Source organism: Pseudomonas sp. IT-P171, from assembly GCF_949767765.1.
In the GTDB taxonomy this organism is placed as follows: Bacteria; Pseudomonadota; Gammaproteobacteria; order Pseudomonadales; family Pseudomonadaceae; genus Aquipseudomonas; species Aquipseudomonas fluorescens_B.
Genome location: NZ_CATKQN010000008.1, coordinates 14,542 through 33,871, shown reverse-complemented (window position 1 = coordinate 33,871; position 19,330 = coordinate 14,542). Strand labels below are relative to the sequence as shown.

The window sequence follows — 19,330 nt, the reverse complement described above, 5'->3', positions numbered from 1 at the left end:
TCTTCTATAAAAACAATCCTGGGCTGACTATGGGCACTGAAACACTGGCGATCGGAAGTGGGCGGATGTTTCGTTACGCATTGGGGTCGCTGTTACTGCTGGCGGGTATGAGCTTGTTGGTCGCCCAGGGCCTGGCGTGGCTGGATCTTGAACCGAAACTGCTACGGGCCTTACAGGGCGGTGCGATCTGCGCATTGGGTACGGCCCTGGGCGCGGTACCGGTGCTGGTGATTCGGCGCATGCCCCAGGCGGTCAGCGATACACTGCTCGGCTTCGGTGCCGGGGTGATGCTCGCGGCGACAGCTTTTTCGCTGATCGTTCCGGGCATTGCTGCGGCTGAAAGCCTGGGGCTGACGCCTTGGGCGGCGAGCGGCCTGATCAGCTTCGGCATCATGCTGGGTGCGTTCGGGTTGTTTCTGGTGGATCGAAAGGTGTCTGGCGCATCGCCGGAAATGCTCGTTGGCACGCTGGAGCGACCGGTCATTCCGCCACGGATCTGGTTGTTCGTGTTTGCCATCATTGCCCACAACATTCCTGAAGGCATGGCGGTCGGTGTCTCGGCGGGTGGCGGCATGCCCGACGCCGACAGCCTGGCCATGGGCATCGCGTTGCAGGATGTACCGGAGGGGTTGGTGATTGCGTTGGTGTTGGCCGGGGCAGGGATGTCGCGGGTCAAAGCGTTCCTGATCGGTGCGGCGTCAGGATTGGTCGAACCGGTCTTTGCGCTGTTGTGCGCCTGGCTGGTGACCCTGGCCGAGTTGCTCTTGCCGTTGGGCCTGGCACTGGCGGCCGGGGCGATGTTGTTGGTGGTGACGCATGAAGTCATTCCCGAGTCGCGCCGCCATGGTCATGACAAGCTGGCCAGCCTTGGGTTGCTGATCGGGTTTTGTTTGATGATGGTGATGGATACCGCGCTCGCCTGAAAAAAGATCGCAGCCTTCGGCAGCTCCTGCATGAGATTGCATTCACATGTAGGAGCTGCCGAAGGCTGCGATCTTTTTATTCGCCTTCGTCGAAGAAGTTGTTGATCAACGCGACCAGTGCATCCAGTGCTTCCTGTTCTTGCTCGCCTTCCGTGCTCAGATGGATCTTGGTGCCCTTGCCAGCGGCGAGCATCATCATGGCCATGATGCTTTTGCCATCGACCGTGGATTCCGGCGTGCGTCCGACCCGGATCGTGCAATCCTTGAACTGACCGGCCACGCCGACGAATTTGGCAGAAGCACGGGCATGCAGGCCCAGCTTGTTGATGATTTCGATTTCCAGAGCAGGCATCGCGATGTGAATCCTTTAGCTGAGGTCGCGGTGGCGGACCTGGACGTTCTTCAGGGATTTTTGCAGGACCTGGCCCAGACGTTCGGTCAGGTACACGGAGCGGTGATGCCCGCCGGTACAGCCAATGGCAATGGTGACATAAGCACGGTTGCTGGCGGCAAAGCGGGGCAGCCATTTGAGCAGGTAAGTGGAAATGTCCTGGAACATCTCCTCGACGTCCGGCTGGGCCGCCAGGTACTCGGCAACCGGCTGGTCAAGCCCGGACTGATCGCGTAGCTCCGGCTTCCAATAAGGGTTCGGCAGGCAGCGCACGTCGAACACCAGATCGGCGTCCACCGGCATGCCGCGCTTGAATCCGAACGATTCCACCAGGAACGCAGTGCCGGGTTCCGGTTGGTTCAGCAGGCGCAATTTGATGGTATCGCGCAGCTGATAAAGGTTCAGGTTGGTGGTATTGACCTTGAGATCGGCGAGGTCGGCAATCGGCCCGAGCAGGTTGGTTTCATCGTTGATCGCCTCGGCCAGCGAGCGATTGGCGCTGCTCAGCGGGTGACGGCGGCGGGTTTCCGAAAAACGCTTGAGCAAGGTTTCTTCGTCGGCATCCAGGTACAGGACGTCGCACTGGATATGCCGGCTGCGAACTTCTGCGAGCAGTTCCGGAAAACGGGTCAGGTGGCTCGGCAAGTTGCGCGCATCGATGGAGACGGCAACCAGCGGCTGCGCCAGCTCTGTGTGAATCAACGCACGCTCGGCCAGTTCCGGCAGCAACCCGGCGGGCAGGTTGTCGATGCAGTAATAGCCGTTGTCCTCGAGAACATCGAGCGCGGTGCTTTTACCTGAGCCGGAACGGCCACTGACGATGATCAAGCGCATGATTAGTGCCTGTTTTGCTCGTCCAGGACAACCTGATACAAGGCTTCATTGCTCGGTGCGCTGCGCAGGCGATCACGGACTTCCTTGCGATCAAGCATGCTGGCGATCTGCCGGAGCAATTCAAGGTGCGCATCGGTAGCCGCTTCCGGGACCAGCAGAACGAACAGCAGGTCAACCGGGGCGCCGTCGATGGCGTCGAAATCGATGGGGGCATCCAGGTGCATCAAGGCACTGATGGGCGAGGTGCAGCCTTTCAGGCGGCAGTGGGGGATAGCGATGCCGTTACCAAAACCGGTCGAGCCAAGTTTTTCACGGGCAATCAAAGCCTCGAAGACATCTTGCATCTCCAGATCCAGCACTTCTTTATGGATAAGGTTGGCAATTTGCTCGAGGGCTTTCTTTTTGCTGCCGCCCGGCACGTTCACGAGGGAACGGCCGGGGGTCAGGATGCTTTCAAGTAGGATCATGGGTTGGGAGTGTTAACGACCGGTCGCGCCCTGGAGGAGGCTTTGGGTCTTTTCCTTATGCTTTTTGAGTTGTTTATCCAGCTTGTCGGTCAGCGCGTCGATCGCCGCGTACATGTCGGTATGTTCCGCGTTTGCGACCACTTCATTGCCGGGAATATGCAGCGTGGCTTCGATTTTCTGCTTCAGCTTCTCGACCGTCATCGTGACTTGCACGTTGGTGATCTTGTCGAAATGCCGCTCTAATCGTTCGAGTTTTTCGCCGATGTAGGTGCGAAGAGGTTCGGTCACTTCCAGTTGGTGTCCACTGATGTTGACTTGCATACAGCTTCTCCTTCGTTGCCAGTGCATAAAGCGGTAGATCAGATGATCTACCACTGGAACGCTGTGGCGTGGCTCTACATCAACCGCTTGCGTTCGCTCGAAGGCGCGATCCCGAGGGATTCGCGGTACTTGGCGACGGTGCGGCGAGCCACCTGAATGCCTTGTGCCTCCAGTAAACCAGCGATCTTGCTGTCACTCAACGGCTTTTTCTGATTTTCCGCAGCAACCAGTTTTTTGATGATCGCGCGGATCGCCGTGGACGAGCATTCGCCGCCTTCGGAGGTGCTGACGTGGCTGGAGAAAAAGTATTTCAGCTCATATATGCCCCGAGGGGTATGCATGAATTTTTGCGTGGTCACCCGGGAAATCGTCGATTCGTGCATGCCCACCGCTTCGGCGATGTCATGCAGGACCAGCGGTTTCATCGCTTCGTCGCCGTATTCCAGAAAGCCGCGTTGATGCTCGACGATCTGGGTGGCAACTTTCATCAGGGTTTCGTTACGGCTTTGCAGGCTCTTGATGAACCAGCGGGCCTCTTGCAACTGATTGCGCATGAAGGTGTTGTCGGCGCTGGTGTCGGCGCGACGCACGAAACCGGCGTATTGAGCGTTGACCCGCAGTCGCGGTACCGATTCCTGATTCAGTTCTACCAGCCAGCGCTCGTTGTCCTTGCGCACGATCACGTCGGGGACCACGTATTCGGCTTCACTGGACTCGATCTGCGAGCCAGGGCGTGGGTTGAGGCTCTGTACCAGTTCGATGACCTGGCGCAGTTCGTCTTCCTTCAGCTTCATGCGGCGCATCAGCTGGCTGTAGTCGCGGCTGCCGAGCAAGTCGATATAGTCGGTGACCAGGCGCTTGGCCTCGGCCAGCCAAGGCGTCTTGGCGGGCAGCTGGCGCAATTGCAGCAGCAGGCATTCACCAAGGTTGCGGGCGCCGATGCCGGCCGGCTCGAATTGCTGGATGCGATGCAGGACGGCTTCGATTTCGTCCAGTTCGATGTCGAGTTCCGGATCGAAAGCTTCGAGGATTTCCTCGAGGGTTTCGTCCAGGTAGCCCTGGTTGTTGATGCAATCGATCAGGGTCACGGCGATCAGACGATCGGTGTCGGACATCGGCGCCAGGTTCAATTGCCACAAGAGATGGCTTTGCAGGCTTTCACCGGCCGATGTGCGGGTGGTGAAATCCCACTCGTCGTCATCGTTGCTCGGCAGGCTGCTGGCGCTGGTCTGGTAGACGTCTTCCCATGCGGTGTCGACGGGCAGTTCGTTGGGAATGCGCTCGTTCCAGTCGCCCTCATCGAGGTTGTCCACCGTCGGGGCGGTTTCCTGGTAGGAGGGCTCTGAAACATCGGCGTTGGGTTGCTGTTCGGCTTTGTCGGCCAAGGGGTCGGCGTTATCGAAGTCGTCGCCTTCTTCCTGGCGTTCGAGCATCGGATTGGACTCCAGGGCTTCCTGGATTTCCTGTTGCAGGTCCAGGGTCGACAATTGGAGCAGGCGGATGGCCTGTTGCAGCTGCGGTGTCATCGTCAGCTGCTGGCCCATTCTCAAGACTAGCGATGGTTTCATGGCAGGGGCTTAACACCTTATTCGCCGGCGCACATGCGCCATCCACTACAGGGCGCCGGAGCGCCAAACATAAGCAAATTATATGCCTGAAACTGCAACGTTTGCCTAGAGCGCTGTAACAATAAAAAATTGTTGATTTTTTATCGAGACAAGCGCTCGGCGACTAGCCAGAGACGCCTTGGTGCTTACAGGCGGAACTCATGGCCCAGATAGACTTCTTTCACGAGGTCGTTGGCCAGGATGGTGGCAGAATCACCTTCGGCGATCAGCTGGCCATCGTTGACGATGTAGGCGGTTTCGCAGATATCCAGGGTCTCACGGACGTTGTGGTCGGTGATCAGCACGCCAATGCCCTTGGCCTTGAGGTGGTAGATGATCTGCTTGATGTCGCCCACCGAAATCGGGTCCACACCGGCGAAGGGTTCGTCGAGGAGGATGAATTTCGGGTTGGTTGCCAGTGCACGGGCGATTTCCACGCGGCGGCGTTCACCACCGGACAGGCTCATGCCGAGGTTGTCCCGGATGTGGCTGATGTGGAATTCCTGCAGCAGGCTTTCCAGCTCTTTGCGGCGATCGGCCTTGTCGAGTTCCTTGCGGGTCTCGAGGATTGCCATGATGTTGTCGGCAACCGAGAGTTTGCGGAAGATCGACGCTTCTTGTGGAAGATAGCCGATACCGGCCTTCGCACGACCGTGCATCGGCTGGTGGCTGACGTCCAGATCGTCGATCAGCACGCGGCCCTGATCGGCCTGGACCAGGCCGACGATCATGTAGAAGCAGGTGGTCTTGCCGGCGCCGTTAGGACCAAGCAGGCCGACGATCTGACCGCTGTCGATGGACAGGCTGACGTCGCGCACGACCTGGCGGCTCTTGTAGCTCTTGGCCAGATGCTGAGCTTTCAGAGTTGCCATTACGGGGCCTTTTGCTCTTCGGTTTTCTTTTTCGGCTGGATCACCATGTCGATCCGCGGGCGCGATTCGGTCACGTTGGTGCCTGTGGCACGGCCGGCGCTGGCGAGCTTTTTATTGGTGTCGTAGACGATTTTCTCGCCTTGGGTAACGTTGCCGTCCTTGTCGATGACTTTCGCCTTATCGATCAGCACGACGCGGTCTTGGGAGGCGTGGTACTGGATAGTCACGCCGTAGCCCTGAACTGGTTTGGTGTCGCCAGCGGTCTGCAACTGCTCGAAGTAGGCCAGGTTGCCCACCGAAGTCACGACGTCAATGTCGCCGGCTGCGGTGCGGGTGATGGTGACCTTGTTGCCGGTAACCTTCATCGAGCCCTGGGTAATGATCACATCGCCGGTGTAGGTGGCAACGCCATTCTTGTCGTCCAGTTGGGCGTCGTCGGCCTGAATGCGGATAGGCTGCTGTTGATCGTTCGGCAGAGCCCAGGCGCTCACGCTTCCCAGTGCTGCGCCCAGACCGAGCAAAATAGGGAGAGTTTTAACGAGCCTCATACTGTCCTCTTACGTTCGATAGCAGGTGTATCCTGCTTTCTTTCAAATACGCTTTCATTCCCTTGCCAGTCGAGACACCACCAGCGCCGTCGATTCTAACGGGTTGATCGGTCTGCGCATATTGCTGCTGCGGGAACACTGTCATGCGGGTGGTGGTAATCAGGGTCTTGCGGTTTTTCTCGTCGAAACGGGTGATGCGCACCGAGTCGATCAGCTCGACCTGGGTGCCATCCGGATTGACTTCACCGTGTTCGCTCTGGACGTGCCAGGGGAATTGGGTGCCGCGGAACAGGTTCAGGTCCGGATTGGTCAACAGCGTCACTTCGGTCGCCTTCAGGTGTTCAACCTTGTCCGACGTCATTTCGTACTGCAGTTTGCCGTCCGGCAGGTACTGCACGCTGTGGGCGTTGAGTGCGTAATAGTCGATCGCGCTTTCATCGACCTTTGCCACCGGCTGGTCGAGGAAGCGTTCCGGGCTGATGTTCCAGTAGCCGACCGCCGCAAAAATTGCTGCGATGCAACCGAACACCAGGATGTTGCGAAATTTCTTGCTCAGCATAGTTGGCTCACAGGTACGCGGCGTTGGCCGCATCGAGGCGGCCTTGGGCGCGCAGGATCAATTCGCAGAATTCGCGGGCGGCACCCTCGCCACCACGGGCCTGGGTGATGCCATGGGCGTGTTCACGCACGAAGCCGGCGGCATTGGCCACCGCCATGCCCAGGCCTACGCGGCGAATCACCGGCAGGTCTGGCAGGTCGTCACCGAGGTAGGCGACTTGCTCATAGCTTAGGTTGAGTTGGGCGAGAAGTTCGTCCAGCACCACCAGTTTATCTTCGCGCCCCTGATACAGGTGGGGAATGCCGAGGTTCTTTGCCCGTCGCTCGACCACCGGTGTCTTGCGGCCGCTGATGATAGCGGTCTGTACGCCGGCTGCCATCAACATCTTGATACCCTGGCCGTCGAGCGTGTTGAAGGTCTTGAATTCGCTGCCGTCTTCAAGGAAGTACAAACGCCCGTCGGTCAGGACGCCATCGACGTCGAAGACGGCCAGTTTGATCTGTTTGCCGCGTTGCAGCAGGTCCGTGCTCATTACATTACTCCCGCACGCAGCAAGTCGTGCATGTTCAAGGCGCCGACCGGACGGTCTTCGCTGTCGACCACGACCAGTGCGTTGATTTTATGGTCTTCCATGATTTTCAGGGCCTCGGCGGCGAGCATCTCGGCGCGGGCAGTCTTGCCGTGGGCGGTCATGACCTGGTCGATCGTCGCGCTGTGAATATCGATGCTGCGATCCAGGGTGCGACGCAAATCGCCGTCGGTGAAGATCCCGGCGAGTGTGCCGTCGGCTTCCAGGATGACGGTCATGCCCAGGCCCTTGCGGGTCATTTCCATCAGCGCGTCCTTGAGCAGTGTGCCGCGCTGGACTTGCGGCAGTTCCTGCCCCGCATGCATGACGTTTTCCACTTTCAACAGCAGGCGTCGGCCCAGCGCGCCACCAGGGTGGGAAAAGGCAAAGTCTTCAGCGGTAAAGCCGCGGGCTTCGAGCAGCGCAACGGCCAGGGCGTCGCCCATGACCAGGGCGGCAGTGGTCGACGATGTCGGCGCCAGGTTCAGCGGGCAGGCTTCGTGTTCGACATGCACGTTGAGATTGACTTCGGCGGCCTTGGCCAGCGGAGAGTCGGGGTTGCCGGTCACGCTGATCAACTTGATGCCCAGGCGTTTGATCAACGGCAGCAGGGTGACGATTTCATTGGTGGAACCGGAGTTCGACAGGGCCAGGATGATGTCGTCACGGGTGATCATGCCCATGTCGCCGTGGCTGGCTTCGGCCGGGTGCACGAAGAAAGCCGTGGTGCCGGTGCTGGCCAGGGTAGCGGCAATCTTGTTGCCGATATGTCCGGATTTGCCCATGCCGACCACGACTACGCGGCCTTTGCTGGCCAGAATCATCTCGCAAGCGCGTACGAAATCTGCGTCGATATGGGGCAGCAAGCCTTGTACGGCTTCCAGTTCGAGGCGGATGGTGCGTTGTGCTGATTGAATCAGGTCGCTGGATTGGCTCATGTCAGAAATCGTATAGCCTGATGAAAAGGCGGCGATTATAGCGGTAATGATCGAAACCCTCACGCAAGTTCGTCGCGCTTTGACATTCCCTGTTACCGAATCCCTCTAAATAAAGCTTTTTACCGCTCAGGTTGCTGAACAAGGCCAGGCTTGGCCCTTGGGCGCTTGGCCTTTGCAGTGATATAGTTCGCCGCCAGTTCGGCCTGCCCGGGAGGTATGTGCTTTCGCAAGGAAGTCAGGCGTCCGAGTGAGAGGCTGCATCGCAAGGAGTTTAGATGAGTGCCGATAACGCCTACGCGGTCGAGCTGAAGGGACTGACCTTCAAGCGCGGTGCGCGCAGCATTTTCAATAACGTCGATATCCGTATTCCGCGCGGCAAGGTCACCGGCATCATGGGGCCTTCCGGGTGTGGCAAGACCACACTGTTGCGTTTGATGGGCGCCCAATTGCGTCCGACCAAGGGCGAAGTCTGGGTCAACGGTCAGAACCTGCCGAAACTGTCGCGCAGTGATTTGTTCGATGCGCGTAAACACATGGGCGTGCTGTTTCAGAGTGGCGCACTGTTTACCGATCTCGACGTGTTCGAGAACGTTGCCTTTCCCCTGCGCGTTCATACCGAGCTTCCGGAAGAAATGATCCGGGACATCGTCCTGCTCAAATTACAGGCCGTGGGCCTGCGTGGCGCCATCGACCTGATGCCTGACGAGCTGTCCGGCGGCATGAAGCGCCGTGTCGCGCTGGCGCGGGCGATTGCCCTTGATCCGCAGATTCTCATGTATGACGAACCCTTCGTCGGCCAGGACCCTATCGCGATGGGCGTGTTGGTGCGCCTGATCCGTTTGCTCAACGATGCGCTGGGTATCACCAGTATCGTGGTTTCCCACGATCTGGCCGAGACGGCCAGCATTGCCGATTACATTTATGTGGTGGGCGATGGGCAAGTGTTGGGGCAGGGCACTCCCGAGGAGCTGATGAATTCGCAGGAGCCGCGTATTCGTCAATTCATGACCGGCGATCCCGACGGTCCGGTCGCATACCACTTTCCAGCGACGGATTACCGCGCAGATCTTCTGGGGAAGCGTTGATGCGCAAGATTTCACTATTAGAACGCGTACGTCGTTTCGGTCACGGCGGCATCGATGTGATGGCGGTGTTCGGCCGTTCGGCGATCTTTCTGTTCCATGCCTTGCTCGGCCGTGGCGGCATCGGCGGCGGTTTCGGCCTGCTGATCAAGCAGCTGCATTCGGTGGGCGTGATGTCCCTGGTGATCATTGTGGTCTCCGGGGTGTTCATCGGCATGGTGCTGGCGCTGCAAGGGTTCAATATTCTGTCCAGCTACGGTTCGGAGCAGGCGGTCGGGCAGATGGTTGCCCTGACCTTGCTGCGCGAACTGGGCCCTGTGGTCACCGCATTGCTGTTCGCCGGACGCGCCGGTTCGGCCCTGACGGCTGAAATCGGCAACATGAAATCCACCGAGCAGCTGTCCAGTCTGGAAATGATTGGTGTCGACCCGCTCAAGTACATCATTGCCCCGCGCCTGTGGGCCGGCTTCATTTCCCTGCCGGTGCTGGCGATGATTTTCAGCGTGGTGGGTATCTGGGGCGGTTCTTGGGTGGCCGTCGACTGGCTGGGTGTCTATGAAGGTTCCTACTGGTCCAACATGCAGAACAGCGTGACGTTCACTGACGATGTGCTCAACGGCATCATCAAAAGTATCGTCTTCGCCTTTGTCGTGACCTGGATCGCCGTATTCCAAGGCTATGACTGCGAGCCCACCTCCGAGGGGATCAGTCGTGCCACTACCAAGACCGTTGTGTATGCCTCGTTGGCTGTACTCGGCCTGGACTTTATTCTGACCGCCTTGATGTTTGGAGATTTCTGATGCAAAACCGCACCCTGGAAATCGGTGTCGGCCTTTTCTTGCTGGCTGGCATCCTGGCTTTGCTGTTGCTGGCGTTGCGGGTGAGTGGCCTGTCCCCGAGCTCAACCACCGATACGTATAAACTTTATGCCTATTTCGACAATATCGCCGGTTTGACGGTCAGAGCTAAAGTGACCATGGCCGGTGTGACCATCGGCAAGGTCACGGCGATCGATCTGGACCGCGACAGTTTCACCGGTCGGGTGACGATGCAATTGGAAAAGCGCGTGGATAACCTGCCGACTGACTCCACTGCATCTATTCTGACTGCTGGCCTGTTGGGCGAGAAATACATCGGTATCAGCGTGGGCGGCGAAGAAGGCCTGCTCAAGGATGGTGGAACCATCCATGACACCCAGTCGTCGCTGGTGCTCGAGGACCTGATCGGTAAATTCCTGCTCAATACCGTTAGCAAAGACGCCAAATGAGGAGCTTTTGAATGATCTCTACCTTGCGACGTGGCCTGTTGGTATTACTCGCGGCCCTGCCGTTGATGGCTAACGCCGTGGCGGCGCCTTCCGCGCACGATCTGGTACAGGACACCACGACCCGGTTGTTGGCGGATCTTTCAGCCAACAAAGAGAAGTACAAGCAGGATCCGCAGGACTTTTACACGGCGCTGAATACCATCGTCGGCCCTGTGGTAGATGCCGAGGGCATTTCCAAGAGCATCATGACGGTCAAGTATTCGCGCAAGGCCACGCCTGCGCAGATGAAGGCCTTTGAAGAAAACTTCAAGAAGGGCCTGTTCCAGTTCTATGGCAACGCCTTGCTCGAGTACAACAATCAGGGCATCGTCGTCGACCCTGCCAAGGATGAGTCGGGAGACCGCACCAGCGTTGGCATGACGGTCAAGGGCAGCAACGGCGCGATCTATCCTGTGTCCTACACGCTCGAAAAGATCAGTGGCGAGTGGAAGTTGCGCAACGTGATCATCAATGGCATCAACATCGGCAAGCTGTTCCGCGATCAGTTCGCCGATGCGATGCAGCGCAATGGCAACGACCTGGACAAGACCATCAATGGTTGGGCCGGTGAAGTCGCCAAAGCCAAGGAAGCCAGCGAGAAGCAAACGCCTGAGAAGCAAGCCCAATGAGTGTATCGGCCATTCGCATGAGCGAATCCGGCGAGCTGATGCTCAGCGGCATGCTCGACTACCGCACCGGCCCGGGCCTGCGCAAGCAGGGCCAGGCGCTGATCAAGGCCAGCAAGGCCGCCGCCTTGGTGGTGGATTGTTCGGCGGTGTTGAAGTCCAGCAGTGTCGGCTTGTCGCTGCTGCTGTGTTTCATGCGTGATGCGCAGGAGGCCGGCAAGCCGCTGAGCATCCGTGCAATGCCCGAAGACATGCGCGAAATTGCTCAGGTCAGTGAATTGACCGAGCTGTTGGCGCATCCCTAACCGCATCGATAAGAAAGCCCCCCGTCAGAGTCCTGCTTCGCGGGGTTCGCAGGCGCGGGGCTTTTTTGTATGATGTCCGACCCGCGCGCACAGGGCGCCGATTGAGGTTGAGCATGCAGGCCGTAGAAGTGAAGAGCTTCCTTGAAGGAAAGCTGCCAAACACCAAGGTGGAAGTTGAAGGCGAAGGCTGCAATTTCCAGCTGAACGTGATTAGCGATGAACTGGCGGCGTTGAGCCCGGTGAAGCGTCAGCAGCAGGTCTATGCCCATTTGAACCCATGGATCACCGATGGCAGCATCCATGCGGTCACTATGAAATTTTTCAGCAGCGCGGCCTGGGCCGAGCGCACCTGAGCCCAAGGGCGTCGAGATTCTTATGGATAAATTGATTATTACCGGTGGCGCTCGTCTTGATGGCGAGATCCGCATTTCCGGGGCGAAGAACTCTGCCCTGCCGATCCTGGCTGCCACCTTGCTGTGCGATGGCCCGGTTACCGTTGCCAACCTGCCGCACCTGCATGACATCACCACCATGATCGAACTGTTCGGTCGCATGGGCATCGAGCCGGTGATCGACGAGAAACTCAGCGTCGAAATCGACCCGCGCACCATCAAGACCCTGATCGCCCCGTACGAACTGGTGAAAACCATGCGTGCGTCGATCCTGGTACTGGGCCCGATGGTTGCCCGTTTCGGTGAAGCCGAAGTCGCGCTGCCTGGCGGTTGCGCCATCGGTTCGCGTCCGGTGGACCTGCACATCCGGGGTCTTGAAGCCATGGGCGCGGTCATCGACGTCGAAGGCGGCTACATCAAGGCCAAGGCCCCTGAAGGCGGCCTGCGCGGTGCGCACTTCTTCTTCGACACCGTCAGCGTGACCGGTACCGAAAACATCATGATGGCCGCTGCTCTGGCCAAGGGCCGCAGCGTTCTGGCCAACGCCGCACGCGAGCCTGAAGTCGTCGACCTGGCGAACTTCCTGATCGCCATGGGTGCCAAGATCACTGGCGCCGGCACCGACACCATCACCATCGATGGCGTCGAGCGTCTGCACACCACCACTTACAAAGTGATGCCCGACCGTATCGAAACCGGCACCTATCTGGTGGCTGCCGCCGTGACCGGCGGTCGCGTGAAGGTCAAGGACACGGATCCGACCATCCTCGAAGCCGTCCTGGAAAAACTCCGCGAGTCGGGTGCCGAAATCACCTGCGGCGAAGACTGGATCGAGCTGAACATGCACGGCAAGCGGCCAAAAGCCGTCAACGTGCGTACCGCTCCGTACCCGGCGTTCCCGACTGACATGCAAGCGCAGTTCATCTCGCTCAACGCCATTGCCGAAGGCACTGGTGCCGTGATCGAGACGATCTTCGAAAACCGTTTCATGCACGTGTACGAACTGCACCGCATGGGCGCCAAGATCCAGGTCGAAGGCAACACCGCCATCGTCACCGGCACCGAGAAGCTGAAAGGCGCGCCAGTCATGGCCACCGACCTGCGTGCATCGGCCAGCCTGGTGATCTCGGCGCTGATCGCTGAAGGCGACACCCTGATCGACCGCATCTACCACATCGACCGTGGTTATGAGTGCATCGAAGAGAAACTGCAGATGCTCGGCGCCAAGATCCGTCGCGTACCGGGCTAGTTTTTTGCTGCATGGGCATAAGGATGTGCCCACATGTGGTGTTACAGCAGAGCGCAGTAGCTGTTGCGCCACATGGATGAATTCGTTTCAAGTCGGGGGTCTCCGCCCTCGATGTGTGTCCGGCGCCATTTGTGACCGGGCACGTACCTTGATAAGGACTGACGTTTCCCATGTTGACCATCGCACTGTCCAAGGGCCGCATCCTTGACGACACCCTGCCGCTTCTGGCTGAAGCGGGCATCGTGCCGACCGAGAATCCGGACAAGAGCCGCAAGCTGATCATCCCCACGACCCAGGCTGATGTGCGCCTGCTGATCGTGCGCGCCACCGACGTGCCGACTTACGTCGAGCATGGTGCTGCCGACCTGGGCGTCGCCGGTAAAGATGTGCTGATGGAATACGGTGGCCAGGGCCTGTACGAGCCTTTGGACCTGCGCATTGCCCTTTGCAAGCTGATGACCGCTGGCCGTGTCGGCGATGTCGAGCCCAAGGGCCGTCTGCGCGTGGCAACCAAATTCGTCAACGTTGCCAAGCGCTATTACGCCGAACAGGGTCGTCAGGTCGACATCATCAAGCTTTACGGCTCGATGGAACTGGCGCCGCTGATCGGTCTGGCGGACAAGATCATCGACGTGGTCGACACTGGCAATACGCTGCGCGCCAATGGCCTGGAACCTCAGGACTTCATTGCCGACATCAGCTCCCGGCTGATCGTCAACAAAGCTTCGATGAAAATGCAGCACGCCCGTATCCAGGCGTTGATCGACACCCTGCGCAAGGCAGTGGAGTCTCGACACCGCGGCTGATTCACCTGCGCGACTTTGAGTCGCGCCCGTCTATCCGCCTCATAGCCAGAATCTCAGGTGCCCAAGCGGAAACGACTGCTAAGTTAGGGCGCCTGAGTTTTTGCCATTCCTATGAGGCTCTCGCTATGACCGCACTGACTGCAATTCGCCGACTCAACGCTGCTGATCCGGATTTCGCGCATCATCTGGATCATCTGCTGAGCTGGGAAAGTGTGTCTGACGACTCGGTCAATCAGCGGGTGCTGGACATCATCAAAGCCGTGCGTGAGCGTGGCGATGCGGCGCTGGTGGAGTTCACCCGGCAGTTCGACGGTCTGGACGTCGCCTCGATGGCCGACCTGATCCTGCCGCGCGAACGCCTGGAACTGGCCCTGACCCGAATCACCGTACCTCAGCGCGAAGCCCTGGAAAAAGCCGCGACCCGCGTGCGCAGCTACCACGAGAAGCAAAAACAGGACTCCTGGAGCTACACCGAAGCCGACGGCACCGTGCTCGGCCAAAAGGTCACGCCGCTGGATCGCGCCGGTCTGTACGTGCCGGGCGGCAAGGCGTCTTACCCGTCGTCCGTGCTGATGAACGCGATTCCGGCCAAGGTTGCCGGTGTGACCGAAGTGGTCATGGTCGTACCGACCCCGCGCGGTGAAATCAATGAGCTGGTGCTGGCCGCCGCCTGCATCGCCGGCGTTGACCGCGTCTTCACTATCGGTGGCGCACAAGCCGTTGCCGCTCTGGCTTACGGCACTGAAAGCGTGCCGAAGGTCGACAAGGTGGTCGGCCCGGGCAACATCTATGTCGCCACCGCCAAGCGCCATGTATTTGGCCAGGTCGGCATCGACATGATCGCCGGGCCATCGGAAATCCTTGTGGTGTGTGACGGCAAGACGGATCCGGACTGGATCGCCATGGACCTGTTTTCCCAGGCCGAACACGACGAAGACGCCCAGGCGATTCTGGTCAGCCCGGACGCCGAGTTCCTCGACCAGGTCGCTGCCAGCATCGCCAAACTGCTGCCGACCATGGAGCGTGCCGAGATCATCGAAACTTCGATTAATGGCCGTGGTGCACTGATCAAGGTGCGCGACATGGACCAGGCGATCGAAGTGGCCAACCGCATTGCACCGGAGCACCTGGAGTTGTCGGTGGCAGACCCGCAAGCCTGGTTGCCGCAGATCCGTCACGCGGGCGCGATCTTCATGGGCCGTCACACCTCCGAGGCCCTGGGCGACTACTGCGCCGGCCCGAACCACGTGCTGCCGACCTCTGGCACCGCACGCTTCTCGTCGCCGCTGGGCGTGTACGACTTCCAGAAACGCTCGTCGATCATCTTCTGCTCCGAGCAGGGTGCGTCCGAACTGGGCAAGACTGCTTCCGTGCTGGCCCGTGGCGAGTCGCTGACCGCCCACGCCCGCAGCGCCGAATACCGCATCGTTGACGAAGACGTTCCACAAGGGCAGGGGAACTGAGCATGAGTAAATTCTGGAGCCCGTTCGTCAAGAATCTGGTGCCTTACGTGCCGGGCGAGCAGCCGAAGCTGACGAAACTGGTGAAGCTCAACACCAACGAAAACCCGTACGGCCCGTCGCCCAAAGCCTTGGCGGCGATGCAGGCCGAACTGAATGACAACCTGCGTCTGTACCCGGACCCGAATAGTGATGTGCTCAAGCAAGCAGTCGCCCGGTATTACGGCGTGCAGGGCAATCAGGTGTTCCTCGGCAACGGTTCCGATGAAGTCCTGGCGCACATCTTTCACGGTTTGCTGCAACACGATAAACCGTTGCTGTTCCCGGACATCAGCTACAGCTTCTACCCGGTTTACTGCGGGTTGTATGGCATCACGTTCGACGCGGTGCCGCTGGACGCGCAGTTCCGGATCAACCCGGCGGACTATGCCAAGCCAAACGGCGGGATCATTTTCCCCAACCCGAACGCGCCGACCGGTTGCCTGCTGGCGCTGGACGCGGTTGAGCAGATCCTCAAGGCGAGCCCGGATTCGGTGGTCGTGGTGGACGAGGCTTACATCGACTTCGGAGGCGAAACGGCGATCAGTCTGGTCGACCGCTATCCGAATCTGCTGGTGACTCAGACCTTGTCCAAGTCCCGTTCACTGGCCGGTCTTCGGGTAGGTCTGGCGGTCGGACATCCGGATTTGATCGAGGCGCTGGAGCGAATCAAGAACAGCTTCAACTCATACCCGCTGGATCGCATGGCGAATGTCGGTGCTGCGGCAGCGTTCGATGATCGTGAGTACTTCGACAAGACGTGTCGCCTGGTGATCGAACACCGTGAATGGGTGATCTCGCAGTTGCAGGGGAAAGGCTTTGAGGTGCTGCCGTCGGCGGCGAACTTCATTTTCGCCCGTCATCCGCAACACGATGCGGCGGGGCTGGCGGCGAAGCTGCGCGAGCAGGGCGTTATCGTTCGGCACTTCAAGCAGGAGCGGATTGCCCAGTTCCTGCGGATTTCCATCGGCACGCCGGAACAGAATCAGGCACTGATTGATGGGCTCGGCGACCTGTAATTAGCTTTCGCTGGCAAGCTGGCTCCTACAGAGAATCGTATCGACTACAACGCCCGTGATCGATACAAATCCTGCTGGAGCTGGCTTGTCAGCGAAAGATTCACCGCAGAGTCGGCGCCTTACTCGTGATGTGGCTCGCCCAGGAACGTCAGCGAACTGAACAATCCCCGACTATTCACGTCAGGGCTGTCCTTCACCGGGACTTCCACTTGCGCGGCAATCACATTCAACCCTTCATTACGCACCAACACTTGCGCCCGCCCCTGGGCGTCGGTTTCCGTGCTCAACGTATTCGGCGCGCTGCGGTAATCGCCCGTCAACTTCACCCCCGCCACAGGTTTGCCATCCAGTAGCACGCGGACCGGCAACGATTTGCCCGGGCCGACCGTCAGCGGATCAACCTCCGGCAAAATCAGCAGCTTCATCTGATCAAGTGACGGCAATTTCGCCCCCGGTTGGTAGATAGCCAGACTGTATTTGAACGTCTGGGTCGACTCGATTGCGCCCGGTACTTTGCTGCGTCCTTCGTTGATCCATTTTTTATCCGCCGTTTGCGACCACATGCCGTTGTCCAGCGCCACCGCCATCACGGCAGGCGGCTTCAGCGGTTGCAGGCGTGCGTGGTCAGCGAGTCGTTGCACGGTCACCGGGATCATTTTGCCGCTGGCGTCATACGCCCAGGCGCCGCTGATTTTTTGCGGTTTGAAGGCGTTGTCCTCGGCGCCGTGGCCGTAAACCACTTCGATGTTGCCGCGGCGTTCTTCGGTCCACAGGCCATGGGCCGAGACCTCGGTGGCGAAGAGCAAGCCGAGCAGTGCCATGGGTTTGATAGGGTGCATGGTGACGTCCTTTTAAAGTTCGAGTGTCAGGCTGACGGTGAAGTTGCGGGGTTCGCCGGGATTGACCCAGTAGTTGCTGTAAGAGCGCTCGAAGTATTTCTCGTCGAAAAGGTTGTTCAGGTTCAGGCCCACGGTGACGGTTTCGGTGGCCTTGTAATGGGCCAGCAGGTCAACGGTGTGGTAAGCCGGCAGTTCAAAATCAGTGCCGGCTTCACCCGAGCGATCGCCGACATAAGTGAATGCCGCGCCGAGGTCTGAACCGCGCAAACGGCCATCCTGAAATTCATAAACGCCCAGCAGGCTGCCGCTGCGCTTGGCGACGCCAAGGATTCGGCTGCCGGTGGGAATTACCTTGTCGCCCTCGGTGACCTCGGCGTCGATGTAGGCGAAGGCACCGATCACCCGCACGGCGTCGGTCACTTGCCCGGTGACTTGCAGGTCGAATCCCTGGCTACGGGCCTTGCCCATGGCGCGGCTGGTGTCCGTGCCCGGGTCAAGTGCAAGGACGTTTTTCTTTTCAATATGGAAGGCGGCGAGGGTGGTGCTCAAGCGGTCGTCGAACAGCTCGCTCTTGATCCCGACTTCGTAACCGACGCCTTCTTCCGGGTCGAAGGATTGGCCGCCAGCGTCCAGGCCGTTGTTCGGCTTGAACGAGGTGGAGGCGTTGGCGAACAGCCCGACTTCGGGTGTCAGCTGATAAAGCAGGCCGGCCCGTTGGGTCAGTGCGTCGTGGCTCTGGCGGCTGGTGGCACCGCGGCTGTGATCGTCGATGCTTTGCTCGAAATGTTCGAAGCGTGCACCGAGCATGCCGCGCAGTTTGTCGGTAAAGACAATCTGGTCCTGCAGGTTCAGCGCCCGGCTTTCGACGTGTTCAAAGAGGTCGGTGCCGGAGCGCTTGCCGTTAGGTTTCGGCTGACCGTAGACGGGCTGATAAATGTCGATAGCGTAGGGGCCGCCGGCAATGGTCGTGACCCGTTCGTTCTTGCGGAAGTTTTCATACTCGCTGCCAATCAGCAGTTCGTGCTGCCAACTGCCGAGGTCGAACAGACCGCGCAATTCGAGTTGGGTGATGCTGTCGTGCCAGTTTGTGTCGCGCTCGCGATAACGCCGATTCACAGTGTGGCCGTCGGCATTCAGCGGGCGACTTTCGGAAGCGTAGCCCCAGAGTTTGCCTTCCTTGTAATGGCTGGCCAGACGCAGCTTCCAGTTGTCATTGAGGTGGTGTTCGAGGGCTGCTTGCAGCAGATTGTTGTGGTTGTCGATGTTGCCGTCATTGGGTTCGCCAAGGAACGTCGAACGGGACACGCCACTCCATTTGTTATTCGGCGCGACGATGCCGCGATCGAACGTGGAGCTGTGACGGACGAATTCGCTTTCCACCAAGAGGCTGGTGTCCGGGTTCAGTTGCCAACTGAAGGAGGGCGCGACAAACACTCGCTGGCTGTCGACGTGATCGCGGAAGCTGTGGTTGTCCTCAACGGCCAGGTTGATTCGCGACAGCACGTTGGCGTCGTCATCCAGCGGCGTGTTGACGTCGAGGGCGGTGCGATAGCGATCCCAACTGCCAGCGCTGGTTTGCAGGGTGGTGAATGCTTCGGGTTGGGGTTTCTTGGTGACGATGTTGACCGTACCACCCGGATCACCACGGCCATAAAGGCTGGCGGCCGGACCTTTGAGCACTTCGATGCGCTCGATGTTGGCCACGTCCGGTGTGCTCGGGTAACCACGGTTGGCACTGAAGCCGTCCTTGTAGAACTCGGAGGTGGTGAAGCCTCGCACGCTGTATTCGTAAAGCGTCAGGCCGCCGAAATTGTTCTGCTTCGACACGCCGCCGGCAAAGTCCAGTGCGCGCTCGACGCTGCTGCTGCCGAGGTCCTTGAGCACGCTGGCGGGTATCACGCTGATGGATTGCGGGATGTCGCGAAGGGCCGTGTCGGTTTTAGTCGCGCTGGATGAACGGGTGGCGCGGTAGCCTTTGACCGGGCCTGTGGGGGATTCATAGTCGGAGGTGACGCTGATGGCGTCCAGTTCGAGCGGGCTGGAGTCTTCGGCGAAGACCGGATCTGCGAGCAGGCCAAAGGCAAGACCTGCCACAGAAACCATTGTTCGAGACGACATGTTATGTTGTTCCAATAGTGATATTGAAACAATATAACATGTCTAATGAGAATGTATGCTG

Annotated in this window: 23 protein-coding genes; 11 read left to right on the top strand and 12 right to left on the bottom strand. The window is 59.2% G+C overall.

The annotated features are described in order from the left end of the window. Window positions 1–29 precede the first annotated feature (29 nt). Window positions 30–923, top strand: coding sequence for a ZIP family metal transporter (locus ACM6I5_RS06680; RefSeq protein WP_414883440.1), 894 nt, complete (start codon window positions 30–32; stop codon window positions 921–923). Between the two features lie 76 nt (window positions 924–999). Here the strand turns inward: ACM6I5_RS06680 and ACM6I5_RS06675 are convergent, their stop codons facing one another. The 10 genes from ACM6I5_RS06675 to ACM6I5_RS06630 form a co-directional block, all read right to left on the bottom strand. Then, window positions 1,000–1,275, bottom strand: coding sequence for an HPr family phosphocarrier protein (locus ACM6I5_RS06675; RefSeq protein ID WP_017336537.1), 276 nt, complete (start codon window positions 1,273–1,275; stop codon window positions 1,000–1,002). Window positions 1,276–1,290: 15 nt separating this feature from the next. Then, on the bottom strand, window positions 1,291–2,148 hold the full coding sequence (rapZ, locus tag ACM6I5_RS06670; protein ID WP_017336538.1) for an RNase adapter RapZ: 858 nt from the start codon (window positions 2,146–2,148) through the stop codon (window positions 1,291–1,293). A 2-nt stretch (window positions 2,149–2,150) separates the two neighbouring features. Next, entirely contained in the window at window positions 2,151–2,615 is a 465-nt protein-coding gene (gene ptsN, locus ACM6I5_RS06665; protein ID WP_017336539.1) for a PTS IIA-like nitrogen regulatory protein PtsN, read from the bottom strand. 12 nt (window positions 2,616–2,627) lie between these two features. After that, on the bottom strand, window positions 2,628–2,936 hold the full coding sequence (gene hpf, locus ACM6I5_RS06660; protein ID WP_007941242.1) for a ribosome hibernation-promoting factor, HPF/YfiA family: 309 nt from the start codon (window positions 2,934–2,936) through the stop codon (window positions 2,628–2,630). A gap of 74 nt (window positions 2,937–3,010) precedes the next feature. Continuing rightward, entirely contained in the window at window positions 3,011–4,504 is a 1,494-nt protein-coding gene (locus ACM6I5_RS06655; protein WP_017336540.1) for an RNA polymerase factor sigma-54, read from the bottom strand. Between the two features lie 185 nt (window positions 4,505–4,689). Then, the gene (gene lptB, locus ACM6I5_RS06650) at window positions 4,690–5,415 is read right to left on the bottom strand and encodes an LPS export ABC transporter ATP-binding protein (protein WP_017336541.1); all 726 of its coding nucleotides are present in this window, start codon (window positions 5,413–5,415) and stop codon (window positions 4,690–4,692) included. Beyond that, entirely contained in the window at window positions 5,415–5,963 is a 549-nt protein-coding gene (gene lptA / locus ACM6I5_RS06645) for a lipopolysaccharide transport periplasmic protein LptA (RefSeq protein ID WP_017336542.1), read from the bottom strand. Before lptA ends, lptB begins: the two co-directional genes overlap by 1 nt. Further along, window positions 5,950–6,522, bottom strand: coding sequence for an LPS export ABC transporter periplasmic protein LptC (gene lptC / locus ACM6I5_RS06640; protein ID WP_017336543.1), 573 nt, complete (start codon window positions 6,520–6,522; stop codon window positions 5,950–5,952). Before lptC ends, lptA begins: the two co-directional genes overlap by 14 nt. Window positions 6,523–6,529: 7 nt before the next feature. Beyond that, window positions 6,530–7,054: a KdsC family phosphatase gene (locus ACM6I5_RS06635; protein ID WP_017336544.1), complete on the bottom strand. Its 525-nt coding sequence runs from the start codon at window positions 7,052–7,054 to the stop codon at window positions 6,530–6,532. Next, window positions 7,054–8,028 (bottom strand): KpsF/GutQ family sugar-phosphate isomerase, encoded by a 975-nt coding sequence (locus ACM6I5_RS06630; protein ID WP_017336545.1) that lies wholly within the window; start codon window positions 8,026–8,028, stop codon window positions 7,054–7,056. Before ACM6I5_RS06630 ends, ACM6I5_RS06635 begins: the two co-directional genes overlap by 1 nt. A 275-nt stretch (window positions 8,029–8,303) precedes the next feature. Between ACM6I5_RS06630 and ACM6I5_RS06625 the strand changes: the two genes are divergently transcribed. From ACM6I5_RS06625 to hisC, 10 genes are all read left to right on the top strand, one after another. Continuing rightward, window positions 8,304–9,113, top strand: coding sequence for an ATP-binding cassette domain-containing protein (locus ACM6I5_RS06625; RefSeq protein ID WP_017336546.1), 810 nt, complete (start codon window positions 8,304–8,306; stop codon window positions 9,111–9,113). Continuing rightward, the gene (gene mlaE, locus ACM6I5_RS06620; RefSeq protein ID WP_017336547.1) at window positions 9,113–9,910 is read left to right on the top strand and encodes a lipid asymmetry maintenance ABC transporter permease subunit MlaE; all 798 of its coding nucleotides are present in this window, start codon (window positions 9,113–9,115) and stop codon (window positions 9,908–9,910) included. Before ACM6I5_RS06625 ends, mlaE begins: the two co-directional genes overlap by 1 nt. Then, the gene (mlaD, locus tag ACM6I5_RS06615; RefSeq protein ID WP_017336548.1) at window positions 9,910–10,377 is read left to right on the top strand and encodes an outer membrane lipid asymmetry maintenance protein MlaD; all 468 of its coding nucleotides are present in this window, start codon (window positions 9,910–9,912) and stop codon (window positions 10,375–10,377) included. The genes mlaE and mlaD overlap by 1 nt, the downstream gene beginning before the upstream one ends. A gap of 11 nt (window positions 10,378–10,388) precedes the next feature. After that, window positions 10,389–11,045 (top strand): phospholipid-binding protein MlaC, encoded by a 657-nt coding sequence (locus tag ACM6I5_RS06610; protein WP_017336549.1) that lies wholly within the window; start codon window positions 10,389–10,391, stop codon window positions 11,043–11,045. After that, window positions 11,042–11,347: a lipid asymmetry maintenance protein MlaB gene (locus ACM6I5_RS06605; RefSeq protein ID WP_017336550.1), complete on the top strand. Its 306-nt coding sequence runs from the start codon at window positions 11,042–11,044 to the stop codon at window positions 11,345–11,347. The genes ACM6I5_RS06610 and ACM6I5_RS06605 overlap by 4 nt, the downstream gene beginning before the upstream one ends. A gap of 113 nt (window positions 11,348–11,460) precedes the next feature. Next, complete coding sequence (locus ACM6I5_RS06600; RefSeq protein ID WP_007901566.1) at window positions 11,461–11,700, top strand: BolA family protein; 240 nt, start codon at window positions 11,461–11,463, stop codon at window positions 11,698–11,700. A gap of 22 nt (window positions 11,701–11,722) precedes the next feature. Next, window positions 11,723–12,988 carry a UDP-N-acetylglucosamine 1-carboxyvinyltransferase gene (murA, locus tag ACM6I5_RS06595; protein ID WP_017336551.1) on the top strand — a complete coding sequence of 422 codons (1,266 nt, stop codon included), beginning with the start codon at window positions 11,723–11,725 and terminating at the stop codon, window positions 12,986–12,988. 170 nt (window positions 12,989–13,158) lie between these two features. Beyond that, window positions 13,159–13,794 carry an ATP phosphoribosyltransferase gene (hisG, locus tag ACM6I5_RS06590; RefSeq protein WP_007901570.1) on the top strand — a complete coding sequence of 212 codons (636 nt, stop codon included), beginning with the start codon at window positions 13,159–13,161 and terminating at the stop codon, window positions 13,792–13,794. 125 nt (window positions 13,795–13,919) lie between these two features. After that, window positions 13,920–15,257 (top strand): histidinol dehydrogenase, encoded by a 1,338-nt coding sequence (gene hisD, locus ACM6I5_RS06585; protein WP_414883439.1) that lies wholly within the window; start codon window positions 13,920–13,922, stop codon window positions 15,255–15,257. A 2-nt stretch (window positions 15,258–15,259) separates the two neighbouring features. Beyond that, window positions 15,260–16,312 carry a histidinol-phosphate transaminase gene (gene hisC, locus ACM6I5_RS06580; protein ID WP_017336553.1) on the top strand — a complete coding sequence of 351 codons (1,053 nt, stop codon included), beginning with the start codon at window positions 15,260–15,262 and terminating at the stop codon, window positions 16,310–16,312. Between the two features lie 119 nt (window positions 16,313–16,431). Here hisC and ACM6I5_RS06575 read toward each other — a convergent pair whose 3' ends face one another. Further along, window positions 16,432–17,151, bottom strand: coding sequence for a DUF4198 domain-containing protein (locus ACM6I5_RS06575; protein ID WP_017336554.1), 720 nt, complete (start codon window positions 17,149–17,151; stop codon window positions 16,432–16,434). Between the two features lie 12 nt (window positions 17,152–17,163). Beyond that, the gene (locus ACM6I5_RS06570) at window positions 17,164–19,269 is read right to left on the bottom strand and encodes a TonB-dependent siderophore receptor (RefSeq protein WP_414883438.1); all 2,106 of its coding nucleotides are present in this window, start codon (window positions 19,267–19,269) and stop codon (window positions 17,164–17,166) included. Window positions 19,270–19,330 lie beyond the last annotated feature (61 nt).